Annotated in this window: 24 protein-coding genes; 9 read left to right on the top strand and 15 right to left on the bottom strand. The window is 66.4% G+C overall.

What is annotated here, in order from left to right:
• The first annotated feature begins 188 nt into the window (after nt 1-188).
• From ACE3OO_RS11735 to ACE3OO_RS11710, 6 genes are all read left to right on the top strand, one after another.
• Nucleotides 189-1,379, top strand: a complete 1,191-nt coding sequence (locus tag ACE3OO_RS11735) for an aspartate aminotransferase family protein (protein WP_374303052.1) — start codon at nt 189-191, stop codon at nt 1,377-1,379.
• Nucleotides 1,376-2,305: an ornithine carbamoyltransferase gene (gene argF / locus ACE3OO_RS11730; RefSeq protein ID WP_374303051.1), complete on the top strand. Its 930-nt coding sequence runs from the start codon at nt 1,376-1,378 to the stop codon at nt 2,303-2,305. The genes ACE3OO_RS11735 and argF overlap by 4 nt, the downstream gene beginning before the upstream one ends.
• Before the next feature lie 25 nt (nt 2,306-2,330).
• Entirely contained in the window at nt 2,331-3,248 is a 918-nt protein-coding gene (locus tag ACE3OO_RS11725; RefSeq protein WP_374303049.1) for an Hsp33 family molecular chaperone, read from the top strand.
• 104 nt (nt 3,249-3,352) lie between these two features.
• Complete coding sequence (locus ACE3OO_RS11720) at nt 3,353-3,952, top strand: hypothetical protein (RefSeq protein WP_374303047.1); 600 nt, start codon at nt 3,353-3,355, stop codon at nt 3,950-3,952.
• Between the two features lie 191 nt (nt 3,953-4,143).
• Nucleotides 4,144-5,136: a 2-hydroxyacid dehydrogenase gene (locus ACE3OO_RS11715; protein WP_374303045.1), complete on the top strand. Its 993-nt coding sequence runs from the start codon at nt 4,144-4,146 to the stop codon at nt 5,134-5,136.
• 132 nt (nt 5,137-5,268) lie between these two features.
• The gene (locus ACE3OO_RS11710) at nt 5,269-6,204 is read left to right on the top strand and encodes a pentapeptide repeat-containing protein (RefSeq protein ID WP_374303043.1); all 936 of its coding nucleotides are present in this window, start codon (nt 5,269-5,271) and stop codon (nt 6,202-6,204) included.
• Between the two features lie 129 nt (nt 6,205-6,333).
• Here the strand turns inward: ACE3OO_RS11710 and ACE3OO_RS11705 are convergent, their stop codons facing one another.
• The 4 genes from ACE3OO_RS11705 to ACE3OO_RS11690 form a co-directional block, all read right to left on the bottom strand.
• A complete protein-coding gene (locus ACE3OO_RS11705) occupies nt 6,334-10,566 on the bottom strand; it encodes an AAA family ATPase (RefSeq protein ID WP_374303042.1) in 4,233 nt (1,410 codons plus the stop codon).
• Nucleotides 10,567-10,597: 31 nt separating this feature from the next.
• Nucleotides 10,598-11,215, bottom strand: coding sequence for a DsbA family protein (locus ACE3OO_RS11700; protein ID WP_374303041.1), 618 nt, complete (start codon nt 11,213-11,215; stop codon nt 10,598-10,600).
• Nucleotides 11,216-11,321: 106 nt separating this feature from the next.
• Nucleotides 11,322-11,876 (bottom strand): DUF721 domain-containing protein, encoded by a 555-nt coding sequence (locus tag ACE3OO_RS11695; protein WP_374303039.1) that lies wholly within the window; start codon nt 11,874-11,876, stop codon nt 11,322-11,324.
• Nucleotides 11,877-11,905: 29 nt separating this feature from the next.
• Nucleotides 11,906-13,057 carry an ABC transporter substrate-binding protein gene (locus ACE3OO_RS11690; RefSeq protein WP_374303036.1) on the bottom strand — a complete coding sequence of 384 codons (1,152 nt, stop codon included), beginning with the start codon at nt 13,055-13,057 and terminating at the stop codon, nt 11,906-11,908.
• Nucleotides 13,058-13,198: 141 nt separating this feature from the next.
• Here ACE3OO_RS11690 and mutY point away from each other — a divergent pair, with 141 nt between their 5' ends.
• Entirely contained in the window at nt 13,199-14,302 is a 1,104-nt protein-coding gene (mutY, locus tag ACE3OO_RS11685; RefSeq protein ID WP_374303035.1) for an A/G-specific adenine glycosylase, read from the top strand.
• On the opposite strand, the gene ACE3OO_RS11680 is transcribed toward mutY, so the two are convergent.
• Entirely contained in the window at nt 14,259-15,032 is a 774-nt protein-coding gene (locus ACE3OO_RS11680; RefSeq protein WP_374303034.1) for a crotonase/enoyl-CoA hydratase family protein, read from the bottom strand. The genes mutY and ACE3OO_RS11680 overlap by 44 nt on opposite strands.
• A gap of 98 nt (nt 15,033-15,130) precedes the next feature.
• Between ACE3OO_RS11680 and ACE3OO_RS11675 the strand changes: the two genes are divergently transcribed.
• Nucleotides 15,131-16,417 carry a 3-deoxy-D-manno-octulosonic acid transferase gene (locus ACE3OO_RS11675; RefSeq protein WP_374303033.1) on the top strand — a complete coding sequence of 429 codons (1,287 nt, stop codon included), beginning with the start codon at nt 15,131-15,133 and terminating at the stop codon, nt 16,415-16,417.
• Nucleotides 16,418-16,424: 7 nt separating this feature from the next.
• Here ACE3OO_RS11675 and ACE3OO_RS11670 read toward each other — a convergent pair whose 3' ends face one another.
• The 7 genes from ACE3OO_RS11670 to ACE3OO_RS11640 all read right to left on the bottom strand — a co-directional run bounded on the left by ACE3OO_RS11670 (nt 16,425) and on the right by ACE3OO_RS11640 (nt 21,190).
• Complete coding sequence (locus ACE3OO_RS11670; RefSeq protein ID WP_374303031.1) at nt 16,425-17,336, bottom strand: SDR family oxidoreductase; 912 nt, start codon at nt 17,334-17,336, stop codon at nt 16,425-16,427.
• Between the two features lie 22 nt (nt 17,337-17,358).
• Nucleotides 17,359-17,895, bottom strand: coding sequence for a KdsC family phosphatase (locus ACE3OO_RS11665; protein WP_374303028.1), 537 nt, complete (start codon nt 17,893-17,895; stop codon nt 17,359-17,361).
• Between the two features lie 92 nt (nt 17,896-17,987).
• Nucleotides 17,988-18,263 (bottom strand): hypothetical protein, encoded by a 276-nt coding sequence (locus ACE3OO_RS11660; RefSeq protein WP_374303026.1) that lies wholly within the window; start codon nt 18,261-18,263, stop codon nt 17,988-17,990.
• A 31-nt stretch (nt 18,264-18,294) separates the two neighbouring features.
• Nucleotides 18,295-18,768, bottom strand: a complete 474-nt coding sequence (locus tag ACE3OO_RS11655; RefSeq protein WP_374303023.1) for a YcgN family cysteine cluster protein — start codon at nt 18,766-18,768, stop codon at nt 18,295-18,297.
• 54 nt (nt 18,769-18,822) lie between these two features.
• Nucleotides 18,823-20,052 carry a polyhydroxyalkanoate depolymerase gene (locus ACE3OO_RS11650; protein WP_374303021.1) on the bottom strand — a complete coding sequence of 410 codons (1,230 nt, stop codon included), beginning with the start codon at nt 20,050-20,052 and terminating at the stop codon, nt 18,823-18,825.
• 172 nt (nt 20,053-20,224) lie between these two features.
• Entirely contained in the window at nt 20,225-20,839 is a 615-nt protein-coding gene (locus ACE3OO_RS11645) for an SCO family protein (protein WP_374303019.1), read from the bottom strand.
• Between the two features lie 6 nt (nt 20,840-20,845).
• Nucleotides 20,846-21,190, bottom strand: a complete 345-nt coding sequence (locus ACE3OO_RS11640; RefSeq protein WP_374303016.1) for a 4a-hydroxytetrahydrobiopterin dehydratase — start codon at nt 21,188-21,190, stop codon at nt 20,846-20,848.
• Nucleotides 21,191-21,273: 83 nt separating this feature from the next.
• Between ACE3OO_RS11640 and ACE3OO_RS11635 the strand changes: the two genes are divergently transcribed.
• Nucleotides 21,274-21,693, top strand: a complete 420-nt coding sequence (locus ACE3OO_RS11635; RefSeq protein ID WP_374303014.1) for a metallopeptidase family protein — start codon at nt 21,274-21,276, stop codon at nt 21,691-21,693.
• Nucleotides 21,694-21,706: 13 nt separating this feature from the next.
• Here ACE3OO_RS11635 and ACE3OO_RS11630 read toward each other — a convergent pair whose 3' ends face one another.
• From ACE3OO_RS11630 to cobB, 3 genes are all read right to left on the bottom strand, one after another.
• The gene (locus tag ACE3OO_RS11630; protein ID WP_374303011.1) at nt 21,707-23,125 is read right to left on the bottom strand and encodes a sensor histidine kinase; all 1,419 of its coding nucleotides are present in this window, start codon (nt 23,123-23,125) and stop codon (nt 21,707-21,709) included.
• 134 nt (nt 23,126-23,259) lie between these two features.
• Nucleotides 23,260-23,748 (bottom strand): Hsp20/alpha crystallin family protein, encoded by a 489-nt coding sequence (locus ACE3OO_RS11625; RefSeq protein ID WP_374303008.1) that lies wholly within the window; start codon nt 23,746-23,748, stop codon nt 23,260-23,262.
• Nucleotides 23,749-23,841: 93 nt separating this feature from the next.
• Entirely contained in the window at nt 23,842-24,561 is a 720-nt protein-coding gene (gene cobB, locus ACE3OO_RS11620) for a Sir2 family NAD+-dependent deacetylase (RefSeq protein ID WP_374303006.1), read from the bottom strand.
• Between the last annotated feature and the right edge of the window lie 22 nt (nt 24,562-24,583).

The raw sequence follows: 24,583 nt of genomic DNA, 5'->3' as shown, positions 1-24,583 counted from the left end.
CAACAGAATGGACCCCAAAAGCGCCGGGAACCCCGCATTGTCCCGCTACATTCGCTGAATTGACTAAGCCCTTGCCGGCCCTTAGAGTCCTGCCCTTCCCGCCAGCCCGGCTGCGTCAAAAAGCCGGGGCTGGCGTCATCGTTTCAGGGCCTGGCCATCAGGACGGGCCGCAACCACAGGAGCGTGTCGTGAGCGAAGCATTGATGTCGACCTACGCGAGGGCGAACCTCGCGTTCGAGCGGGGCGAGGGTCCTTACCTCTACACCGCCGACGGTCGACGTTATCTCGACTTCGGCTCGGGCATCGCCGTCACCGCGCTGGGCCACAGCCACCCACATCTGGTGAAGGCCATCCAGGAACAGGCCGCCAAGCTTTGGCATGTCTCCAACCTGTTCCAGATCCCGGAGCAGGAAAAACTGGCCCAGCGGCTGGTCGCCAATTCTTTCGCCGACAAGGCGTTTTTCTGCAACTCGGGCGCCGAGGCGAACGAGGGCGCGGTGAAGATCGCGCGCAAATACTGGTCGTCGAAGGGCCAGCCGGAGAAATACCGCGTCATCACCTTCGACGGCGCCTTCCACGGCCGCACGCTCGCCATGCTGGCGGCGACCAACAACAAGAAATACCTGGAGGGCTTCGGCCCGGTGGTCGAGGGCTTCGACCATGTGCCGCTGAACGACCTGAAGGCGCTGAAGGCCGCGATCACGCCGGAGACGGCGGCGATCCTGCTGGAACCGATCCAGGGCGAAGGCGGCATCCGCGCCGTGCCGACCGAGACCCTGCGCGCCATCCGCCAGATCTGCGACGAGCACAAGCTGCTGCTGATCCTGGACGAGGTGCAGACCGGCATGGGCCGCACCGGCAAGCTGTTCGCCTATGAATGGGCGGGCATCACGCCGGATATCATGACCCTGGCCAAGGGCTTGGGCGGCGGCTTTCCGGTCGGCGCGATCCTGACCACCGACGAAGCCTGCTCGGGCATCAAGCCCGGCACCCATGGCACCACGTTTGGCGGCAATGTCATGGCCATGACGGCGGGCAACGCCGTGCTGGACGTGATGCTGGAACCCGGCTTCTTCGATGGCGTGCAGAAGCGCAGCTCGTATTTCCGCCAGCAGCTCGCCATGCTGGCCGACCGCTACCCCGAGGTGATCGAGGAAGTGCGCGGCCAGGGCTTCCTGCTCGCGGTGAAGAGCAAATGCGTGAACACCGACTTCCAGGCCGCCCTGCGCGATGAGCATGTGCTGGGCGTGACGGCCAGCGACAACACCGTGCGCCTGCTGCCGCCGCTGACCATCCCAGAAAAGGATCTGGCGGAAGGCATCGAGCGTATCGAGGCGGCGTGCCAGAAACTGCAGGCTAAGACCAAGGAAGCTGCATGAACGGCATTCGGCATTTCCTGGATCTCGACCGGATTCCGGCCGAGACGCTGCGCGGCATTTTGAGCCACGCGGCCAGGATGAAGGCCGGCCGCACGGGCCGGCCGAAAGGCTGGATCGAACCCGACCGGCCGGCGGCCGACCGGATTCTCGCGATGATCTTCGAGAAGCCCTCGACGCGCACGCGCCTGAGTTTCGACAGCGCCATGCGCCAACTGGGCGGCGAGACCATCGTGGTGCGTGCCGACGAATTGCAGATCAATCGCGGCGAAAGCATCGCCGACACGGCCAAGATCCTGTCGGCCAATGTGGATGCCATCATGATGCGCACCGGCAAGGCGCAGAACCTGGCCGATCTGGCCGCCAATGCCAGCGTGCCGGTGATCAACGGCCTGACCGACGACAGCCATCCCTGCCAGGTGATGGCCGACGTGATGACGTTCGAGGAAAAGCGCGGCCCGATCCGCGGCCGCAAGCTGGCCTGGGTTGGCGACGGCAACAACATGGCCACGTCGCTGATCCATGCCGCCGTGCTGTTCGGCTTCCGCCTCGATCTGGCCTGCCCGGCCGAATTGCAGCCCGATGCCCGCGTGCTGAAATGGGCGGCCGAGCGCCAGGGCCAGGTGAACGTGACCAGCGATCCGGCCCAGGCCGCATCCGACGCCGATTGCCTGATCACCGATACCTGGGTGTCGATGGGCATGAAGGATGCCGAACGGCGCCACAGGATTCTGGCGCCCTATCAGGTGAATGCCGCGCTGATGCAGAAGGCGGCGAAGGATGCCATCTTCATGCATTGCCTGCCGGCCCATCGCGGCGAGGAAGTGACGCCGGATGTGATCGACGGCCCGCAATCGGTGGTGTTCGACGAGGCGGAAAACCGCCTGCATGCCCAGAAGGCTATCCTGGCCTGGTGTTTCGGCGCCTGAAACGCCTTATATTGGTTGCGTGCGTATGCCTCCGCTTCACGACGATCTTTCGCTGCCGTTCCAGATCGAGCAATGCGACGTGCGCGGCCGCCTGGTGCGGCTGGGCCCGGCGCTCGACCGCATCCTGAGCCGCCACGCCTATCCCGAGCCGGTGGCGCAACTGCTGGCCGAGGCGATGATCCTGGCCGCCACCATGGCGACCGCGTTGAAATTCGACGGCATCTTCTCGCTGCAGGCCAAGGGCGACGGCCCGGTCTCGACGCTGGTGGCCGATTGCCGCACGCCGGGCCATCTGCGCGGCTACGCCAATTTCGACGCCGAACGGCTGGAAGGGCTGGAGCTTGGGCCGGGGGCCGAACGCGCGCTGGTGCCCCTGCTGCTGGGCAAGGGCTATCTGGCCTTCACCATCGACCCGCAGGGGCCGGACATGGAGCGTTACCAGGGCATTGTCGATCTCTCGGGCAGCACGCTGGCCGAGGCGGCGCATGCCTATTTCGCGCAATCCGAACAGCTCAATGCCCGGGTTGTGCTCGGCGCCGCCCATCGCAGGGGCGCGGACGGCCGCCGCTACTGGCGCGGCGGCGGCATCCTGCTGCAGCAGCTGCCGGCGCAGGCCGGCGGCCTGAACGACGAAGATCGCGACCTGGCCTGGGAAAAGACAACCGCCCTGCTCTCGACCACGCGCATGGACGAGCTGTGCGATCCGGGCCTGAGCCAGAACGATCTGCTGTTCCGGCTGTTCCATGAAGATGGCGTGCGGGTCTTCGAACCATCCGCCCTGGTCGATGCCTGCACCTGCTCGTCGGACAAGGTGCGCGGCATCCTCTCCACCTTCAGCCCGGAGGAACTGGCCGACATGGCCGATGCCGACGGCGTGATCACCGTGACCTGCCAGTTCTGCAGCGCGGCCTACGATTTCCCCGCCGATACCGTGAAGGCCTGACGGAATTCCGGAGTTTTGGCCGAATCCCGCCATTGCCGGGCCTTGAATTCGCCCCATTTGCCGGCCTATTTGAAACGCCACCCCCACGACACGGGAGAGATTCCATGCGCCTCGCTTCCCTTCGCCGCCTGCTGGCCGTTTTTGGCCTAGGCCTGGCCGTCGCCGCCTGCGCCAGCGAACCGCCACAAAAACTGCTGCTGCCCGAGATCACCTTCGAGAACCAGCCGAAGCTGACCTTCGCCGCCAGCTCGGTCGAGACCATCCAGGAATACCAGCCGTCGGCCCAGCCGCCGCATATCGAGCTGAGCATCCCGCAGCCGCCCTCCGTGGTGGCGGCCCGCTGGACCCGCGACCGCGTCGCGCTGGACAACAGCCAGCAGAACCGCGTCACCGTGATCATCAAGAAGGCCGCCGTGACCGAGGTGGACCTGAAGAAGACCCCGGGCCTGCGCGGCAGCTTCACCGAGGACCAGATCGCCCGTTTCGATACCGAGGTGGAAATGGCCGTCGAGATCCGCGATTCCCGCGGCTTCCGGGTCGGCGAAGCCTCGGCGGCGGCCCGCCGCTCCGGCTCGATGAGCGAGAAGGCGACCCTGAACGACCGCGACCTGATCATCCACGGCCTGGTGCGCGAGACCATGATGGACGTGAACCGCGAGCTGGAACGCAACATCCGCCAGTATATGCCGCTGTATGTGCGGTAATTTGGGGCAGTAAGCCCTTGATCCGGGCTCCATTCGCATACGAACGGAGCATTTCGCCCCCCGGACCAAGGTCTACGCTTGGGCTACCCTTGCGGCAGCCGATTTCGACCCGGCCGAGGTTTGTCTCGGTCGGGTCGATCTGCTAGAGAGGGCTCATAATCTCCCCTCCCGCGGAGCCGGAAACGCCTGTCATGCCAACGCCGAAAAAGCGCCCCCTGGTGATCGTGACCCGGAAGCTGCCGGATCCGATTGAAACCCGGATGATGGAGCTGTTCGACACCCGGCTGAACATCGCCGACAAGCCGATGGGACAAGCCGAGCTGATCGAGGCGGTGAAAACCGCCGACGTGCTGGTGCCGACCATCACCGACCGCATCGATGGCGCCATCCTGGCCCATGCCGGCCCGAATTTCCGCCTGATCGCCAATTTCGGCACCGGCGTCGACCATATCGACCTGGCAGCCGCACGCGGGCGCGGCATCACCGTCACCAACACCCCCGGCGTGCTGACCGAAGACACCGCCGACATGACCATGGCACTGATCCTGGCCGTGCCGCGCCGCCTGGTGGAAGGCGCGCAGGCCCTGCGCGAGGGCAAGTTCGAGGGCTGGTCGCCCACCTGGATGCTGGGTCAGCGCATCTGGGGCAAGCGGCTGGGCATCATCGGCATGGGCCGCATCGGCCAGGCCGTCGCCCGCCGCGCCAAGGCCTTCGGCCTGTCGATCCATTACCATAACCGCAAGCGCGTGCATGAAAGCATCGAGCAGGAGCTGGAGGCGACCTACTGGGAAAGCCTTGACCAGATGCTGGCCCGCATGGACATCATCTCGGTGAACTGCCCGCACACGCCGGCCACCTTCCACCTGCTGTCGGCGCGCCGGCTCGATCTCCTGCCGCCGCATTCCTATATCGTCAACACCGCGCGCGGCGAGGTGATCGACGAGAACGCGCTGGTGCGCAAGCTGCGCAAGGGCGAGATCGCCGGCGCCGGCCTGGACGTGTTCGAACATGAACCCGCCGTGAACCCGAAGCTGCTGGAACTGAACAACGTGCTGCTCATCCCGCATATGGGTTCGGCCACGCTGGAAGGCCGCATCGACATGGGCGAGAAGGTCATCATCAACATCAAGACCTTCGCCGACGGTCATGCCCCGCCCGACCGGGTGATTGCCGGTCTGCTCTAGGGCCGGATGCCCCGCCGGGCCTGCGGCAAAACCGCGCTGCGGCGGACTGTACGTCTCCAGAAATTTAGCATCAGCCCTATTCTCTTTGGGAGGGCACCTGCGTCATACTCTGGGCCGCAACCCCGGAGCCGCATGAACGTCGTGCCCCCGCCCTACAGCCCCTGCCCCGCCGATCTCGGCGAGCGGCTGGAATCCCATGGGCGGTATGTGCAGTCGCTGAGCGGATCGGTGCGGATCGGCCGCCGGCTGCATCTGGAACGGGTCGATTTCGATGCCGTCAAGCTGACCAAACGCAACCTGCGCCAGGCCTATCTGCCCTTCTGCCGGCTGTCCTGCTCCGACCTGCGCGAAAGCAGTTTCCTTGAAGCCGAACTGCATGGCTGCGACCTCACGGCCGCCGATCTCACCGAGGCCGATTTCGCCAGGGCCGATCTGCGCGGCGCTGACCTGAGCCGCGCCGTGCTGTCGGGCACCCGTTTCGACGGCGCCCGGCTCGGCCCCTATCACGACGGCCATTCCGATCTGGGCCAGATCACGCGGCTGCATCAGGCCCGCATCACCGGGGCCAGCTTCGCCGGCGCCACGCTGCAGGATGCCAGCTTCGAGAAGGCCAACCTGCAGGACACCAGCTTTGCCTTCGCCCGGCTGGAGAATGTGAGTTTCCGCGGCGCCGACCTGCGCGGCGCCAGTTTTGCCTTGAGCGACCTGGGCGCCGGCATGGCCGACGCGATCGAGGCGGCCGGCGGCGCCGTGGCGCGGCCGATCACCGCCGAACTGCTGGATGGTCTGGTGGCCGATCATGCCGCCTGGATCGCCAGCGACGGCAATCGCGGCAGTCGCGCCCGCCTGCGCGGCCTCAACCTCTCGGGCGCCAATCTCGCCCATGCGGACCTGAGCGGCGCGGATATGGCCGAAGCCAACCTCGCCGGCGCGGATTTGAGCGGCGCGAAGCTGATCTGCACCGATCTGCGGGGCGCCAATCTGGGCCGGGCGAAAATCGACAAGGCCGATTTCCGCGGCGCCATGCTGGACGGTGCCTTCGGCTTCCATCCGGCGGGCAGTCTTTAGGTTTCATCCAATGAAGATCGTCATGGCCGGGCCTGCCCCGGCCATCCACGTCTTTGCACACATAAAAAACGAAAAACGTGGATGCCCGGATCAAGTCCGGGCATGACACATTGGAGTGACTGAGCCGCCTTACGCCGTGGCGCGCATCGCCTCGGCGCCGGCGAGATCGACCGAGACCAGCGTGGAGACGCCGCGTTCGGCCATGGTGACGCCGAACAGGCGGTCCATGCGCGCCATGGTGATCGGATGGTGGGTCACCACCACGAAGCGCGTGCCCTCGCCGATATTCTCGGTCTGGCGCGCCATCGCCTCCATCAGGTTGCACAGGCGCTCGACGTTGGCGTCGTCCAGCGGGGCGTCCACTTCGTCCAGCACGCAGATCGGCGCCGGGTTGGTGAGGAACACCGCGAACAGCAGCGACAAAGCCGTGAGCGCCTGCTCGCCGCCCGAGAGCAGCGACATGATCTGCAGCCGCTTGCCCGGCGGCGAGGCATAGATTTCCAGGCCAGCTTGCAGAGGGTCATCACTCTCTACCAACTGAAGGTGTGCCTTGCCGCCGCCGAACACTTCGACAAACAGCTTCTGGAAATGGCCGTTCACCTTCTCGAAGGCTTCCAGCAGGCGCTCGCGGCCCTCCTTGTTCAGCGACGAGATGCCCTGGCGCAGCTTGTCGATGGCGGCGACCAGATCGGTCTGCTCGGTGGAAAGCGCGGTGAGCTTCTCCTCCACCTCGTTGGCTTCCAGCTCGGCACGCAGGTTCACCGGGCCCATGTTATCGCGTTCCTTGCGCAGGCGCTCGAGCCGGTTTTCCACCTGCGGCAGCTCGGGGAATTCCTCGTCGTCTTCCACCTCGCCGGCCTTCAGCACCTGCTCGAGCGTGCAGTCGAGCACCTCGCGCACGCGGATCGCCAGCTCGTCCAAGCTGACGCGCTGGTGCTCCAGATCGGCTTCCGCCTTCACGCGCGCCTCGCGGCCGCTGCCCAGCAGCTGCTCGATTTCGCGCGCGGTTTTCGCGGCGAGCTGCTGCGCGGCCTCGGCATTGGCCAGATGGTCGGCGGCCTGGTTGCGCTCGGTCTCGGCCAGCGAAATCTGTTCCAGCAGGGCGTTGCGGCGGCTTTCCAGCTCGCGCGGAATCTGTTCCAGCTTTTCCAGTTCCGCCGTCGCCTCGGCCTGGCGGGCGCCGAGCTGTTCGAGCTGCTGCGCGGCGCTTTCGTTGCGCGCCATGGCGGCACGGCGCTCGATGACGATGGCTTCCAGCCGGCGGGCCCGGGCCTCTGAATCGCGGCGCAGCTGCTCCAGCGCGGCGCGGCGTTCGGCCAGCGCCTGGCGCAGCGCGTTCACCTCGTCGCGCACCATGGCGATCAGCTGGCGGACCTCGTCTTCCGGCGGCATGGCGGCCAGCGCGGTTTCCTCAGCCGCGCGGGCCGCTTCGGTCTCGGCGATCTCGGCCTCGGTCTGCTGCTTCTGCTCGGCCAGCGCGGCGAGGCGCGACTGGCGTTCGGCCTCCTTGCGCACGACTTCTGCCTGCAATTCGCGGGCGGCATCGAGATCGCGGTCGGCGCGGGCGATGTCCTGGTTGGCGCGGTCGCGCGCAGCCTGACGCTCGCGCTCGGCCATGGTGATCGCCTGGGCCGCCTGTTCGCGCGCGCTCTGGCGGTCGCGTTCGGCGGCGGCAATACCCTGGTTGGCATGGTCGCGCGCGCCCTGGCGCTCGCGCTCGGCCGCCGCCACGGCCTGGGCCGCGCGGTCGCGCGCTTCGGCGGCGGCCCGTTCGGCCACCTGCACCTGAGCCGCCGCCTGATCGCGGGCCTCGTTGCGCGCCTGTTCGGCCGCCTGCACCACAGAGGTTGCCTGCTGGCGCGCTTCGTTGCGGGTCTGCTCGGCGGCCTGCACCACGCCGGCGGCCTGCTGGCGCGCGACATTGCGGGTTTCTTCCGCGGCCTGCACGGCCTGACGCGCGGCGCGTTCGGCCGTTGCCGCCGCCTCGGTGGCCTGGCGCGCGGCTTCATAGGCGCGCTGGGCATCGCCGAGCTTGCCTTCCAGGCCGCGCAGTTCCTCGCGCAGGTCGGCCAGGCGGTTGCGCTGTTCCAGTTTCACCGAGGCCGAGGTCGGCGCACCGGCCTTCACCGTGAAGCCGTCCCAGCGCCACAACGCGCCCGACTTCGTCACCAGGCGCTGGCCCAGCTTCAGGTCGGCGCGCAGGCGGGCACCATCGGCATCGTCGGCCACCACGCCGATCTGGCTGAGGCGACGCTGCAGGGCAGCCGCGCCGGTGACGTATTTCGACAAGGGTTCGGCACCGAAGGGCAGGCCGGGCGCGTCGCTCATGGGCGGCAGCGCATCCCAGTGCATCGGTGCATTGGGATCGGTGGCGGCATTCAGTTCGTCGGCCAGGGCTGCACCCAGCGCCTTCTCGAAACCGGGTTCCACCGTCACCTGATCGATCAGCGGCGGGAAGAGATTGCTTTCGTCCAGCTTGAGCAGCTTGGTGAGGCCGGCCTCTTCCGCCTTCAGGCGGGTGAGTTCGCCCTGCACGCCCTGCCAGGCCTCGCGCGCGGCCTGCTCGGCCTGGGCCACGGCGGCCCGCTCGGCCTCGGCCTGTTCGACGCCGCGACGCGCAGCGGCGATCTTCTCGGCATGTTCGGCTTCGACCGCATTGAGCCCGGCGCGGGCAGCCTCGATCTTCTGCGCCTGCTCGGCCTCGACGGCGTTCAGGCCGGCGCGCGCGGCTTCGATCTTCTGCGCGTGTTCGCCTTCCACGGCGTTCAGCGCGGCGCGGGCGGCCTCGATCTTCTGCTCATGCTCGTTGCCGGCCTGGGCCAGGGCGGCGCGGGCGGCCTCGATCTTCTGCGCGTGTTCGGCCTCGACGGCCTCGAGGGCGGCGCGGGCGGCCTCGATCAGGCGGGCCTGTTCGGCCTCCACGGTTTCATAGGCCTGGCGCGCGGCTTCCAGCTTGCCGGCATGATCGGCCTCGACCGTTTCCAGGGCGGCGCGGGCGGCTTCCACCGCGGCCTGCTTGGCTTCCACCTCGGCATTGGCGCTTTCGGCTTCGGCCAGCGCCTCGGTCTGTTCGTTCAGCCGTGCTTCTTCGCCGGCGATTTCCTCGATGCGGTTGCGCAGGCGGGCCAGCCGGCGTTCGGCATCCTCGATGGCCTGACGCAGGCGGGCGCGCTGGGCCTGCTCCTCGGCGGCGCGGTCGGTCAGCCGGTCGAGTTCGGCCTGCCGCTCATCGACGCGGCCCTGGGCCTCGGCCACGGCGCTTTCGGCACCGGCCTGAGCCTCGCCCTCGCCGGCGCGCTGGGCTTCCAGCTGTTCGGTCTCGCCATTCAGGCGGGTCAGGGTTTCCTCGGCATCCAGCGACAGGGCGCTTTCGCGCTCGGCATCGGAGGCGATCTGCACCAGTCGTGCGCGCACCTGCTCGGCGGCGTCCTGGGCGCGGGCGGCCTCGGCATCCAGACCTTCGCGCGCCACCGTCAGGCGGTGCAGCTTGGCGCCGGCCTCGGCTTCGTGCTGGCGCAACGGCGGCAGCGCTTCGGCTGCGATGCGCTCGGCTTCATGGGCTTCCGACACCTGCAGGGTGCGGTCGGCCACTTCGCGCTCGGCGGCCTGCATGGCCTGTTCGGCCTCGGCCAGAGCATTCTTCAGCGCCTGGTGCTTGAGATGGAACAGGATCGCCTCGGTCTTGCGGATCTGGCCGGCGATGTTGCGGTAGCGGCTGGCCTGGCGGGCCTGGCGCTTGAGGCTCTGCAGCTGGTTGTCGAGCTGGCCGATCACGTCGACCACGCGTTCCAGATTCTGCTCGGCGGCCTTCAGGCGCAACTCGGCCTCGTGCCGGCGAGAATGCAGGCCGGAAATGCCGGCCGCCTCTTCCAGCAGCATGCGGCGGTCGGTCGGTTTGGCGTTGATGATGGCGCCGACGCGCCCCTGGCTGACCATGGCCGGCGAATTGGCGCCCGAGGCCAGGTCGGCGAACAGCAGCTGCACGTCGCGCATGCGCACGTCGTTGCCGTTGATGCTGTAATCCGAACCCTTCTCGCGTTCGATACGACGGGTGATCTCCAGCACTTCCTGCTCGTTGAAGGCCGACGGCGCCGTGCGCGTGGCATTATCGAGAGTGAGCGTCACCTCGCAGATATTGCGGGCCGGCCGGGTGGCCGTGCCCGCAAAGATCATGTCGTCCATGCCCGAACCGCGCATGCGCTTGGCCGAGTTTTCGCCCATCACCCAGCGCAGGGCTTCCACCAGATTCGACTTGCCGCAGCCATTCGGGCCAACGATGCCGGTGAGCCCCGGATGGATGATGAAATCCGTCGGCTCGACGAACGACTTGAAACCGGACAGGCGCAACTTGGTGAACTGCACGGGGACTCCCTTTCGTAAACTGCGCGGGCGATTACTTCGCCAGCGCGTCAAGCTTCTTGCGCAACTCGTCGAGCGAGGGCACGCCGGCCTCGGTCTTGCCGTTGATGATAAGCGTCGGCGTCGAGTTGACGTTGAATTTCTGATTGCCTTCCAGGCGCGAGTTCAGGATGTAGTCGCCCAGCGCCTTGTCGGCGAGGCAGGCGTCGAACTGCTCGGCCGAGACGCCGCCCAGGCGCGCGATCTGGGTCAACGCCGCCTTCGGATCGGAAGCGGTGGCCCACTGGCGCTGCTGCGCGAACAGCACGTTGAGGAAGGTGAAATAACGATCCGGCCCGCCGCAGCGGGCCAGGATGGCGCCGGCAAAGGCGAGGTTGTCGAGCGGGAAGTCGCGGAAGACCAGCTTCGCCTTGCCGGTATCGATGTAATCGGCCTTCACGGCCGGCAGGATATCGGCATGGAAGGCGGCGCAATGCGGGCAGGTCAGCGAGGCATATTCGATGATGGTGATCTTCGCGTCGGCCTTGCCGATCACCATGTCCTGCAGGCGGGGATCCGCCCCCGCGGACGCAGCTTGAGCGCGGGCCTCGGCGCCCAGGCCGGCCAACAGGATCACCGCCAGGGTCAGGATAAAACGCTGTATATATTTCATAGAGATGCTCCGACCCCCTACATCTAGGGGGCATTGTATGGTTGCCCGTCCGGCCTGCAACCGGACTCTGCCGTTATCCACAAGAATCTGGCGCGCTCAAGGCGACTCAGCGACTCGCACCGAAAAGTGATCGGCCAAGCTTTTCAAGAGCTTGTCGAAGGGTCTTGTCCTCGACTCCCTCCAGCAACGCGGCCAGTCGGGCCTGCTGCTCGCTGGTTAACGGCCGGCTCGATGGCCGGCGGGCCGGTTGCGACTCGGAACCACCGACGGAGCGCGTGATCGGCATCTGCCGGAGTCGCAGCCGCTCCACCGCCCGGTAACCGAAATAGCCATTGATCTTTTCGATGATCAGCGGACTGAGATGCTGCAGTTCCAGCGCGAAGGCCGGGCTGACGGAAATCTCCAGCGCGGCGGCATGGCCGGCCCCGGCGGCATAGATCAGTTTTTCCGGCTGGGTTTCGGCATACAGCAGCGGCCCGGCGATTTCGGCCCAGCGGTTGATGATCTCGGCCAGCGCCACACCGCGCTGCTTGAAGACCGGCCTGGTCAGGCGGCCGAGCGCCACGCCCAGCGCCTTGGGCGCATTGGTGCGTTTCGCGGGGTCATGCCCCGGCCTGGCGTTTTTCGGCTTCGCCTCGCCAGATTTCGACTCGTTGGCCATCGGCGTAGTCTACGCCGCCGGGGCGCCGACTAATAGCCGAGCGCTTCGGTCAGCCGTTCATAACGCATGCCGCCGAGCTGCCAGATATAGGCCTGCCTGGTGCCCTGGCGGCTGCCCGCGGAGAAATCCTGCACGGTGCCGCCAAACAGGTCGCGCCAGCCGCTGATGCTGCGGATGGCCCGTGCGAAACGCGCCGGATCATCACCCTCGCCGGCATGGTCAAGCGCCAGCACGGCGAGATCGGCGATGGTGGCGCCATAGATCGCGCCGGCATTGGGGGCGGTGCCGAAGCGCGCCGTATAGGCCGCGATCCAGGCCAATACCTCCGGCGCGGCCGCGGCCTGGTCGGGCAATGCCACCGACGACACGCTGTAGAGCCCCTGCGTCGCCCCGCCGGGCGCGGCGGCCAGCAGATAATCATGCGTGGTCGACGGCCCGAGGAAATCGACGCTCCAGCCAGCGGCCCTGGCGGCCGCCATCGGCAGCAGCGTATCGCGCAGCAGTGTCGCCAGCACGACGAGATCGCAATTGGCCGCCCGCAGCCGCGCGATGGCGGCCGTGAAATCGGTATCGGCCGGACGATGGGTCGCCACGGCGACAAGATTCTGGCCATGCATGCCGAGCTGGTCGCGCAGGGCCTGCTGCACTTCTTCGCCATATTCGGTGTTCTGCGCCAGCGCGCAGACGGCCCGCTTGCCCCGCTGCTCGACCATCCATTTCACGCCGGCGCGAATCTGGTCGTAATACAGCGAGCCGGAAATCCAGGTGATGGCATCCGGCGCGTGAACCAGCTCGCGGCTGGCCGCCATGGGAAACAGGTTGGGGATGCCGGCCGCGCGCAATTGCGGCAGCACCGCCTGCACCTGGGCGGTGCCGAGCGCGCCGACCATCGCCTGCACATGGTCGCGCCGGATCAGCTTGCTAGCGGCCTGCACGGCGCGCGGCACCTGGAACTGGTGGTCTTCGACGATCAGGCGGATCTTGCGCCCACGGATGCCGCCCGCCGCGTTCACCGCATCGAAGCGCAGCCGCAATGCGTTCACCACCGCATGCCCGTAAGGCGCGGCGGGGCCGGAGAGATCGGTGATGGTTCCGAGGCGGATTTCGCCCGGCGCGGCGGCGCGGCCATCGAAAGCAAAGGCAAGCATCGCCGCAAAGGCTATGGCTATGGATCGGCGCATGGCTGGAAATCCGGTCTGGCTGGGGTGGCGCAAGATGCCGCCGCGCCTGTCGCCTGGCAAGCAGAGAAACGCTTGCCGCAGCATTCTCATGGCAAGCGAGAACGCTTGCCGCAGGGGCACGCGCTGCCTAAGGTCGCCGCCATGTCCGCCCCGCGCCGCGCCAACATCGCCGCACCATTGCTGAAATGGTACGACCGGCATCATCGCAGCCTGCCCTGGCGCAGCCCGCCCGGCGCCGCGCCGATGGAACCGTATCGCGTCTGGCTCAGCGAGATCATGCTGCAGCAGACCACCGTGCCGGCGGTGATCCCCTATTTCGGCAAGTTCCTTGCACGCTGGCCCAGCGTGCATGACCTGGCCGCCGCGCCGGTGGAGGATGTGATGGAGGCCTGGGCGGGACTGGGCTATTACGCGCGCGCCCGCAACCTGCACAAATGCGCCAGGGCCGTGAGCGAAAAACTCGGTGGCATCTTCCCCGATACTGTCGAGGGCCTGCTGGAGCTGCCCGGCATCGGCGCCTATACGGCGGCGGCCATTGCCGCCATCGCCTTTGACAAGCCGGCTGCCGTGATGGACGGCAATATCGAACGTGTGCTGGCCCGTGTCTTCGCCGTCGAGACGCCGCTGCCGCAGGCCAAACCGGCATTGCGCGCGCTGGCGGAAAACGTGACGCCGCGGAAATGTCCCGGTGATTTCGCGCAGGGCATGATGGATCTGGGCGCCACGGTCTGCACACCCAAAAACCCGGACTGCCCGCGCTGTCCGTTGCAGACGCTCTGCGCCGCACAGGAGCGCGGCATCGCGGCAGACCTGCCGCGCAAGGTGGCAAAAGCGGCGCGGCCGGTGCGCCACACCATCGCCTTCCTGCTGCAGCGCGAGGATGGCGCCGTGCTGCTGCGCCGCCGGCCGCCGCAGGGCTTGCTGGGCGGTATGCTGGAAGTGCCCAGCGCGCCATGGCGCGATACGCCGTGGCACAACGGCGAGGCCGTCGCGCATGCGCCGCTGCCACTGGACTGGCAGCCGGTGGATGGCGCGGCCGAGCATGTCTTCACCCATTTCGCGCTGAAGATCACTGCGCTGCATGGCCGTGTCGCCACGCGTATCGCTGCAAAAATCGACGGGCAATGGCAGCAGCCGCGCGACGCGGCCCTGCCCACGGTGATGAAAAAGATGCTTGGTTTGCTGCCGGAAGGTGGCAGCGTCAGATCGAGGAAAAATCCCCGCCGCGGCCAAGCCCGCTCTTGAAGCGCGCCGCGCCGGCGATCGCCTCCCGCTCGATGATCGGCAGGCCGCTTTCCGCCTCGTCATGCAAGGCGGCATCGAGCGACAGATCCCATTGTCGGTAGCTGGAGGCGCGATCCGCCTTCATGCAGGCCTGCGGGAAACGCGCGATCTCGGCAGCCAGCGCCTCGGCAGCTTCACGCGCTCCGCCTTTCGCCACCACGCGGTTGGCCAGCCCCATCTGCAAGGCCTCATTGGCCTGCACCGGCCGGCCGGTGAGAATCATGTCGAGCGCGCGGCTATGGCCGATCAGGCGCGGCAGGCGCACGGTGCCGCCATCGATCAGCGGCACGCCCCAGCGCCGACAGAACACGCCGAACACCGCATCCTCTTCGGCCACGCGCAGGTCGCACCACAAAGCCAGCTCCAGACCGCCGGCCACGGCATAGCCTGAGACGGCGGCGATCACCGGCTTGGACAGCAGCAGCCTTGTCGGCCCCATCGGGCCTTCGCCTTCCGGCGAGACATCGTTGCGATTGGCTCCATCGGCCACGGCCTTCAGATCGGCGCCGGCGCAGAAGGTGCCATTGGCGCCCCACAGCACGGCGACGCGGGCAGTCTCATCGGCGTCGAAATCCTTGAAGGCCTGGCGCAGGGCATCGGCGGTGGGCCGGTCGACGGCGTTGCGGGCTTGCGGGCGGTCCAGGATCACGGTGGTAACGGCACCCTGCTTTTCGACGCGAACGCTATCCATCCTGTTCCTCCCCTATAAAGACTCCAATCAGGCTGACAGCCACGGCGGCATCCGGCAAGCCCTTCCGTCCGGCTTTGCGTTGCGGCAATGTCGCCGGCATGAGCATGGATTGGCGGCGACTCCTGTGGCGCGGCACCGGGCATCTGCTTGCGCCGGCGGTCATGCTGTGGCTGCGGCGCCGCGCCGATGCCGGCAAAGAAGATGCCGCGCGTCTGGCCGAGCGTTTCGGCCACGCGACCATGGCGCGGCCGGCCGGCCGGCTGGTCTGGTGCCATGGCGCCAGCGTGGGCGAGGCCCAGGCATTGCTGCCGCTGTTGCAGCATCTGCATGCGGCGCGTCCCGACCTGACGCTGCTGCTCACCACCGGCACGGTCACCTCGGCCGAACTGGTGCGCCAGCGTGCCGCTCAGGGAACACTGAAGGGTGTGATCCATCAATTTGTGCCGGTCGATCTGCCCAATGCGGTCGACCGTTTCCTGGACCATTGGCGGCCCGATCTGGTTCTGTGGAGCGAGTCGGACTTCTGGCCCGGCATCCTGGCCGAGATTCAGCATCGCGACATCCCTTCCCTGCTGGTCAACGCGCGCATGTCGGAGCGGTCCTGCCGGCGCTGGAGTCTGGCGCCACAGACCGCGCACTGGCTGTTGCGCAGCTTCCGGACCATCTATGCGCAGACAGCACAGGATGCCGAACGTCTGCGCCGCCTGGGCGCCGCCAACGTCATCGAGGCCGGCAATCTGAAACAGGCCGCGCCCCCGTTGCCCGCCCATGCCGAGACGGTGATGCAATGGCAGATGACGCTGGGCGACCGGCCGCGCTGGCTGGCCGCCAGCACGCATCCGGGTGAGGAGCAGCAGATCGCCGGCGTGCACCGCGCGCTGAAATCCCGCTTCCCCGGCCTGCTGACCATCATCGCGCCGCGTCACCCGCAGCGCGGCCCCGAAATCGCCGCCGCTCTGGCAACGCCCGACTGCGCCATTGCCCTGCGTTCACGCAGCGAAGCCGTGACGGAAGCAACCGATATCTATGTCGCCGACACGTTGGGCGAACTGGGCCTGTGGTATCGCCTCTGCCCGGTGGTGATGATGGGTGGTTCGCTGATCCCCCATGGCGGGCAGAATCCGCTGGAACCGGCGCGGCTGGACTGCGCCGTGCTGTTCGGTCCGTCGATGTTCAATTTCAGCGAAGCCGTGGCCGGCCTGCTGGAAGCCGGCGGGGCGCAGCAGGTGCAGGATGCCGCCGAACTCACGGCAGCCCTGGGCATCCTGCTGGCCGACCCGGCGAAAACCGCCGGGATCGCGGCGGCGGCCCGCACCTATGCCGGCGGGCAGAACCGCATCCTCGACATACTGGGAGACGCGGTCCTGCAGCAACTGCCGGATTGATCGCGCCTTAAGCCTTCGCCACGAAAGGCTTGGCGATGTGGCCCACCTCTTCCATCGACGAGCCGAAATGCTGCGGCTTCGACATGTCGGTGATCTTGGCGTAGCTGGCGGCGAAATCCTCCACCGTCACCTTGGCGTCGATGCCGAAGAACATGCCCTGCGATTCCATGATCTGCAGCTTGGCGTAGAAACCGGCGCCGGCCGAGATGATATCGCCGGTGGCCGTGCAGGTTTCCGAGCACAGATAGGCCACCGCCTGGGACACATATTCGGGCTTGAGATGCGGCAGAAGCTGCGGCGGCAGCAAAGCCTCGGTCATGCGTGTGGCGGCCACCGGCGCGATGGTGTTGACCAGGATGCCGTATTTGGCGCCTTCCTGCTTCAGCGAGTTCATCAGGCCGACGACGGCCATCTTGGCGCCGGCATAATTCGACTGGCCGAAATTGCCGTACAGGCCGGAATTCGACGAGGTCATGACGATGCGGCCGTATTGCTGCTGCTGCATCACCGGCCAGGCCGCCTTGGTGACATAGGCCGAGCCGAGGAAATGCACGTCGACCACGGTGTCGAAATCGGCGATCTCCATCTTGGCGAAGGTCTTGTCGCGCAGGATGCCCGCGTTGTTGACCAGGATATCGACGCGGCCCCAGGCATCGGTGGCGGTCTTCACGATACTGGCGGCAGCGGCCGGATCGGAGACGCTGTCGTAATTCGGCACGGCCTCGCCGCCCCTGGCCTTGATCTCGGCCACCACGGCATCGGCCGCCTTGGACGAACCGCCGGTGCCGTCCACCGCGCCGCCCAGATCGTTCACCACAACCTTCGCGCCGCGCTCGGCCAGCAGCAGCGCATGGCTGCGCCCCAGGCCGGCGCCCGCGCCGGTGACAATGGCAACGCGGCCCTTGAAATCGATGGCCATGGCAATTCCTCCGTTTTTTCGATCAGACTTTGTATTCGAGCAGCAGGTCGCAGACCTCGCGCACGGCGCCATGGCCGCCGCTGGCGCTGGTGACATAGGCGGCGGCGTCCTTCACCTGCGGCCGCGCATTGGCCACGGCGATCGGCAGGCCAACCGCCTGCATCACGTCGAGGTCGTTGAGGTCGTCGGCGACATGGCAGACGGCATCCAGGCCGATGCCGAGTTCGGCGCAGATCTGCTGCAGCCGGGGCAGCTTGTGCCGCACGCCCATATGGCCGTGGCGGATCTTCAGCCGGTCGATGCGCTTCTGGATCGAGGGCGTGTCGCTCATGGTGATCAGACAGAGTTCGATGCCGGCTTCGCGCACCAGCAGCATGCCGAAACCGTCCTGCACGAAATATTTGCGCAGCTCGGAACCGTCCTCGGCGTAATACAGGCCGCCATCGGTGAGCGTGCCGTCGAGATCCAGCGACAGCAGCTTCACCGCCTTGAACCTGGCAATCAGATCGGCATCCAGCATGCGGTAATCTCCCCGGCCCAGCAGGCCATCCCCGATCATGGGCCCGATCAGGGAGGCGGCAGATTACCGGGGTGCAAAGACGCGCGCCAGTCGTGACGCCACGTCAATTGCACGGTTTGGCGGCCGCCCGTTCAGCGGCGACGCTGATCGTCCAGCCGCCGCTGCTCCATGTCGCGGGCACGTTGGCGCTCTTCCTCATTGGCGCGGCGCCGTTCGGCATCCTGGCGGCGGGCCTCGTCATCCTGCCGGCGCTGGAAATCGAGCTGGCGCATTTCGCGTTCCTGCTCCATGCGGCGGATTTCCGCATTGGAGCGATCCCATTCGCTCGGTTGCTGCGCAGCGGCCGGCAGGGCGACGGAGATCAGGGCGACGGAGATCAGCAGTATGCAAAGGGCGAAGCGGATCATGATTCAACCCTGCCCTGCCATTGCGGCGAGATTATGCCCGTTTTTTAGGTTTGGGCGGACCGGGATCGTCGAGCCAGTAGACCACGTGCTCGTCCAGTTCGCCGGCCTCCTTCTCGGAGATGCAGCGGCCGGCCACCGAAATCCCGGCCTGATGCACGGTGTCGCGGCTGCCGCTTTTCAGATGATGCCACCAGTACAGATCCTTGCCGGCCGCCACCAGGCGATAGGCGCAGGTGGCCGGCAGCCAGTTCATCTTCTGCACCTTGCCCGGCGTGAGCTGGATGCAATCGGGCACCAGCTTCTTGCGTTTGGGATAGTTGCTGCATTGCCCGGTGGCGCAGTTGAGTAGCTTGCAGGCCACGTTGGTCTGCTCCAGCGCGCCGGTATCGTCGTCTTCCAGGCGATACAGGCAGCATTTGCCGCAGCCGTCGCACAACGACTCCCATTCGGACGGCGTCATCTGGTCCAGGCGCTTGCGGCGCCAGAAAGGAAGCTTGCGGGGCATGGCGGAAAAAATAAGGCGGCGGCGGCGAAAGCGCCAGCCGCCGGGAAAGCCGATTTACGCCTTGTGGTGCTGGCGGATGAAGGCCGTGACCTTGGGCGCGATCTCCTCGCGCCAGCGCCGGCCGTTGAACACGCCATAATGCCCCACCCCGGCCTGCAAATGATGCTGGCGCATGCGATTGGGGATATTGGGGCAGATATCGTGGGCCGCCGCCGTCTGGCCGATGCCCGAGATATCGTCCTTCTCGCCTTCCACGGTAAGCAGGGCGGTTCTGGTGATCGCGGCGGTATCCACCTTGTCGCCGCGGCATTGCATGATGCCGCGCGGCAGTTCGTGTTCCTGGAACACGCGGCGCACGGTCTGCAGATAGTATTCCGCCGGCAGGTCCATCACCGCCAGGTATTCATCGTAGAAATCCTTGTGCGCCCGGGCGCTGTCGCCGTCGCCCTTGACCAGGTGGTGGAACAGCCGGACATGGGCACCGACATGGCGATCCAGGTTCATGGTCATGAAGCCGGTGAGCTGGATGAAACCCGGATAGACCGGCCGCATGAAACCGGCATGCGGCAGCGGCACGCGGTTGATCACGCTGTGCTCGAACCACTCGATGGAGCGTTCCTTGGCCAGGTTGTTCGGCACGGTGGGGCTGATGCGGGTGTCGATCGGGCCGCCCATCAGGGTCATGGACCGCGGCGTGTTGGGGTCTTTCGCCTCCGACATCAGGGCCACGGCGGCCAGCACCGGCACGGAGGGCTGGCACACGCCCATGACGTGGCAGTTCGGCCCCAGCACCATGAAGAATTCGCGCACGTAGTCGATATAGTCGTCCAGTTCGAAGGCGCCCTCGCGCAGCGGCACGTCGCGGGCATCGATCCAGTCGGTGATGTAGACCTCGTGGTTCGGCAGCATCGCCTCGACGGTGCCGCGCAGCAGCGTGGCGTAATGGCCCGACAGCGGCGCCACGATCAGCAGCTTGGGGTCCTTGCGCTCGGCGCAGCCTTCGCGCTCGAAATGCAGGATGTTGCAGAAGGGCATCGAGACGACGGTGCGCTCGGTGACCTTGCGCTCGACGCCATCCACTTTCGTCGTCGCCAGACCGAAGGCCGGCTTGGGGTAGCGGCGGGTGATGTTGGTGAAGACTTCCAGGCCGGCGGCGAGCGTGCGCGCGGCCGGGCTGTAGTTCAGCGGCAGATAGGGCAGTTTCAGCGCCTGCGTCTGCGCCTCGGCCATCGCGCGCACCGGCTGGAGCGCGGCATGCTGCCATTCATAAAGCTGGTAGAGCATCAGGTCCCACCCTTCTGCCAGGGGACAGGCCGGACAGTCTAGAGCAAAGGCGTTAGCGAATCGCTTCAGTCCGGCGGATATCAGGACAGTCTAGTGGGATTCCTCAGTGTCCGCACGATTTATTTTGCACTGCAACATATGCGTGCATTTCCATAACCAACTGAAATAAATATCAGAATCGGGCGCGGATGCGTTTCGCCATCTCGTCCGGCGCCACGTCATGACGAAAATGCGTCAGATATCGCCCCTGGCCGTCCATCAGGTAGATGAAGCCGGAATGGTCCACCGAATAGCCCAGGCTGGATTCCTTCAGCGGCACCTTCTGGTAATAGACCCGGTATTCGCGGGCCACCTTGGCGATCTGCTCCGGCGTGCCGGTGAGGCCGATCAGCCGTTCGTGGAAAGCCTGCACGTAGTCCTTCATCACCGCCGGGGTATCACGCTCCGGATCGACGCTGATCAGGATCGGCTGCACCCTGGCGGCATCGCCCCCAAGGCTATCCATGGCGATGGCGATGGTCTGCAGGCCGGTGGGGCAGATGTCGGGGCAGTTGGTGAACCCGAAATAGACCAGCATCAGCTTGCCGGCGAAATCTTTGTCGCTGACCGTGCGGCCATCCTGGTCGGTCAGCGTAAACGGCCCGCCGATCGAGACCTGGCCGCTGCCCGGCTGTTCGCCGCCATGGGGCATCAGCCACTGCATCGCCACCAGACCGGCAACACCCAGAGCCGCCAGTGCGGCAACGATCAGCAGGCCGCGCTGCAGGCCACGTTTCGCTGCGCTCATGATCCGTTACTCCGTTTTCGCCTTGCCGCCGGACGACGCGGCAGCCGATTCAATAAACGTCGCCAGCGCGACATCGCGCTCGCTCACGCCGCCGGCATCGTGCGTGGTCAGCACGATCTCGACGCGATTATACACATTGAACCATTCCGGATGGTGATCGGCCTTCTCGGCCTGCAGGGCCACCCGGGTCATGAAGCCGAAAGCGGCATTGAAATCGGCGAAGACAAAGGTCTTGACGATGGCATCACGGCCAGACGCCGCCTGCCAGCCCGGCAGGGCCTGCAGGGCAGCCGCGCGGGCGGCGCCTTCCAGTTTGACGATTGCCATGCCATCCTCCTCGCGCCACGTCATGACGCGGCGATTGCATGGCGGGGAAGCTAGCGCGCAGCCCCCGCCGCTTCAACCCGTGAACCCTGCTTGGGACGATCCGCCGCATGACCAGCCGCATCACTTCCACGCCATCCGACAGCCTGCCGCCCAGCCTGGACGAGATCGCCGCCCTGGGCGAAGCGGAATTGCAGCGCCTGCGTCCCGCCCTGGGGCCCTATATCGATGGCGTGCCGGTGCAGGTGGCGGAATTCGCCGATGACGAGACGCTGGCCGAGATGGGCTGCGAAAGCCCGTTCGACCTGCTGGGCCTGTATCGTGGCGGCAGCTTCCTGGCCGAGCAGCGCGGCGACACCGGCACCCTGCCGGCGATGATCTTCCTCTATCGCCGGCCGCTGCTGGATTACTGGTGCGAGACCGGCGAGAACCTGCGCCGCGTGGTGCGCCATGTTCTGATCCACGAGATCGGGCATCATCTGGGTCTGTCGGACGACGACATGGACCGGATCGAGGCCGCCACCGACTAGGGCGGCCGTTCGACTAGAGCAGGCGGGGCTGGGCCCCTTCGCTGCGCGGAATGCGGAAGGAAACCCGCGTCCCGCGGCCCGGCACGCTGCGGATTTCCAGCGGATGGCCGTGCAGTTCGGCCAGGCGGTTGGCCAGCGCCAGTCCCAGGCCGGTGCCGCGTTCGCTCTGCGCCACCATGCCGCTGACCTGACCGAACGGCGTCAGCGCGATCTCGATCTCGGCTGGCGTCATGCCCGGCCCGTCGTCGCTGACCGTGAACAGCACGCCATCGTCCTCGACCTCGGCGGCAACGCGCACATCGCCGCCCGAGGGCGTGAATTTCAGGGCGTTGGAGAGCAGGTTGACCAGGATCTGCTTGATGGCGCGGGCATCGCCGCGCAGCAGCGGCAGATCGTCGCTGACCTCGACGCGGATCGGCGTGCGGCGCGCATTCGCCTGGGCCGAGACCAGCACCAGACTGGCGCGCACCACTTCCTGCGGCACCAGGCTTTCCCAGTTCAGTTCCATGCGGCCGGCCTCGATCTTGGACAGATCGAGCACGTCGTTGATCAATGACAGCAGATGCTGGCCGCTTTCGCGGATGTCATGGGCGTATTCGATGTATTTCGGATTGCCGAGCGGACCGAAGATCTGCCGCTCCAGCAACTCGCCAAAGCCGATCACCGCATTCAGCGGCGTGCGCAACTCGTGGCTGACATGGGCGACGAAGTCGGTTTTCACCCGCGCCGCCTGCTCGGCGCGCAACTGCGCCTCGGCGGCACGATGCGCGGTCTGTTCCAAGGCGCGCGCCTGCAGTTCTGCCTGGCGCCGGCCGACATAGGCGACCCGGCGCTGGCGCTCGATCGCATAGCTGCTGAACAGGCCGATGGCAATGGCACAGACCATGATCACCTGCGAGACGACGAATTGCGCCATGCTGCCGATAGCCTGCAGCAGGAAGATCGCATCGAACGCCGCCAGCAGCAGCGTGACGACCAGGGTGGCCCGCATCACCGTGAGCCGCAGCACGACATAGATGCCGACCACGATCAGCACCATGGCTTCGATCATGATCTCGCGCTGCGGCGTCGGCAGGATGGCAAGCGCAACCAGCGCTCCCAGCCCAACCAGCAGAGCCGCCGACTGCATGATCAGCAGGCGGTGGCCTTGCAGATGCGGATGGAAGGTGGCCAGGATCAGCAGAACCTGCAAACCGTTGACCGCCAAGCGCAGGGCCAGCAGATGCAGGAAAGCCTGCGTCGGCAGGAACAAATAATCCGGCAGCATGAAAAGCTGGAACAGCACGATCGCCAGCAGGATCGCGCCGCGCGTGTAGCGCAGGGTGCTGCGTGCCTCGTCGGCCTGGAATTCCCGCTCCAGCGCCGGATCGGCGAAGGTGGCGTCGTACCAGCGAAGCGGAAAGCGGGCGAGAGGATAGGAAGCGGCTGTCATGGAATCGTGTCGCCCAAGCTAGGCAGACCGCCCGATTCCCGCAACAGAATTGTGGGAAAACCGCCGCCGGAACACCCGCGAATCCGGCGGCGAATCGTAACGATAACGCCAGCGTGAACCGGCCCGGCCGCGAATCACGCGGACTCGACGGCGATCTTTTTCGTTTTGACGGCGGCCTCGGGCGGCCGGATCAGGGCAACCTTCAGCACGCCTTTTGTGAATTGCGCCTTCACCTGATCCGGGTTCGGCGCAAAGGGCAGCGGAACGACGCGCTGGAACATCCCGTAGGCGCGTTCCATGACGTGGAAATCCTTCTGCTTCTCGTCCTTTTCCAGCTTCTTCTCGCCCTTGATCGTCAGCACATCGTCATGCAGTTCGACGGCGATGTCCTTCTCGTCCACGCCCGGCAGCTCGGCACTGACCTCCAGACCCTGGTCGGTCTCTTTCACATCAATGCGCAGCGCCAGATAGCTTTCGCCGCCGAAGGTTGCCGGCAGGGAATGGCCACGCCAGACATCATCGAACATGCGGTTGATTTCGCGCTGCAACGCGGTGAACGGATCGCCATTGCCGCCCGCCGACAGCTTGTTTTGCCCGAAGGGCAACAGGGATTTGAAATCCATATCAGCCTCCAATGCCATCACCCGCTTCCCTGAAAGGAAACGTTCCAATTACAGCATCGCAGGCGCGGAATAGCCTTGATTTGCGTCAAGCGGTCAGGCGCTGGCGAAAAGCCGCGCGACAAACTCAGGCACGATTTCGGTGGCCGGCCCATACAGCCGCTCGGCGAACAGGGAATGGCCGTCGGACGGATCGAGATTGAGTTCCACCGTATGCGCACGGCCGGCGCGGCGGACTTCCGCGACAAATCCGGCCGCCGGATAAACCTGACCTGACGTACCGATCGACACGAACAGGTCGCAGGCCTGCAACGCGCCCTGGATTTCTTCCATATAGAGCGGCATTTCGCCAAACCATACCACATGCGGCCGCAGGCTGCCGGACTGGCCGCAGGCCGGACAGGCGGTGGCCAGGTCCAGGTCATGCTCCCACTCGGTCACATAACCGCAATGCCCGCAGCGGATCTTCAGCAGTTCGCCATGCATGTGGAGCAGGCGCTGCGAACCGGCGCGTTCATGAAGGTTATCGACATTCTGCGTCACCAGCAGGAAATCGCCGCCCCACTGCCGCTCCAGCTCGGCCAGCGCGGCATGGGCGGCATTGGGCTGCGCCGCCAGCAGGTTGCGCCGCCGCGCATTGTAGAAGTCGTGCACCAGCACCGGATTGCGCGCGAAGCCTTCTGGCGTCGCCACTTCGCTGAGGTCGTATCTGGTCCACAATCCATCCTTGTCACGGAAAGTGCCAAGGCCGGATTCCGCCGAAATGCCGGCACCGGTCAGGATCACAATGGACCGAAACGAACGCTCAAACGCCATCGTCAATAATCGCCAGAACTAG

It is taken from the genome of Ferrovibrio sp. (assembly GCF_041906005.1).
GTDB lineage: Bacteria > Pseudomonadota > Alphaproteobacteria > Ferrovibrionales > Ferrovibrionaceae > Ferrovibrio.
The sequence above is the reverse complement of the archived record's forward strand: the minus strand, read 5'-3'. Positions and strand labels throughout refer to the sequence as shown.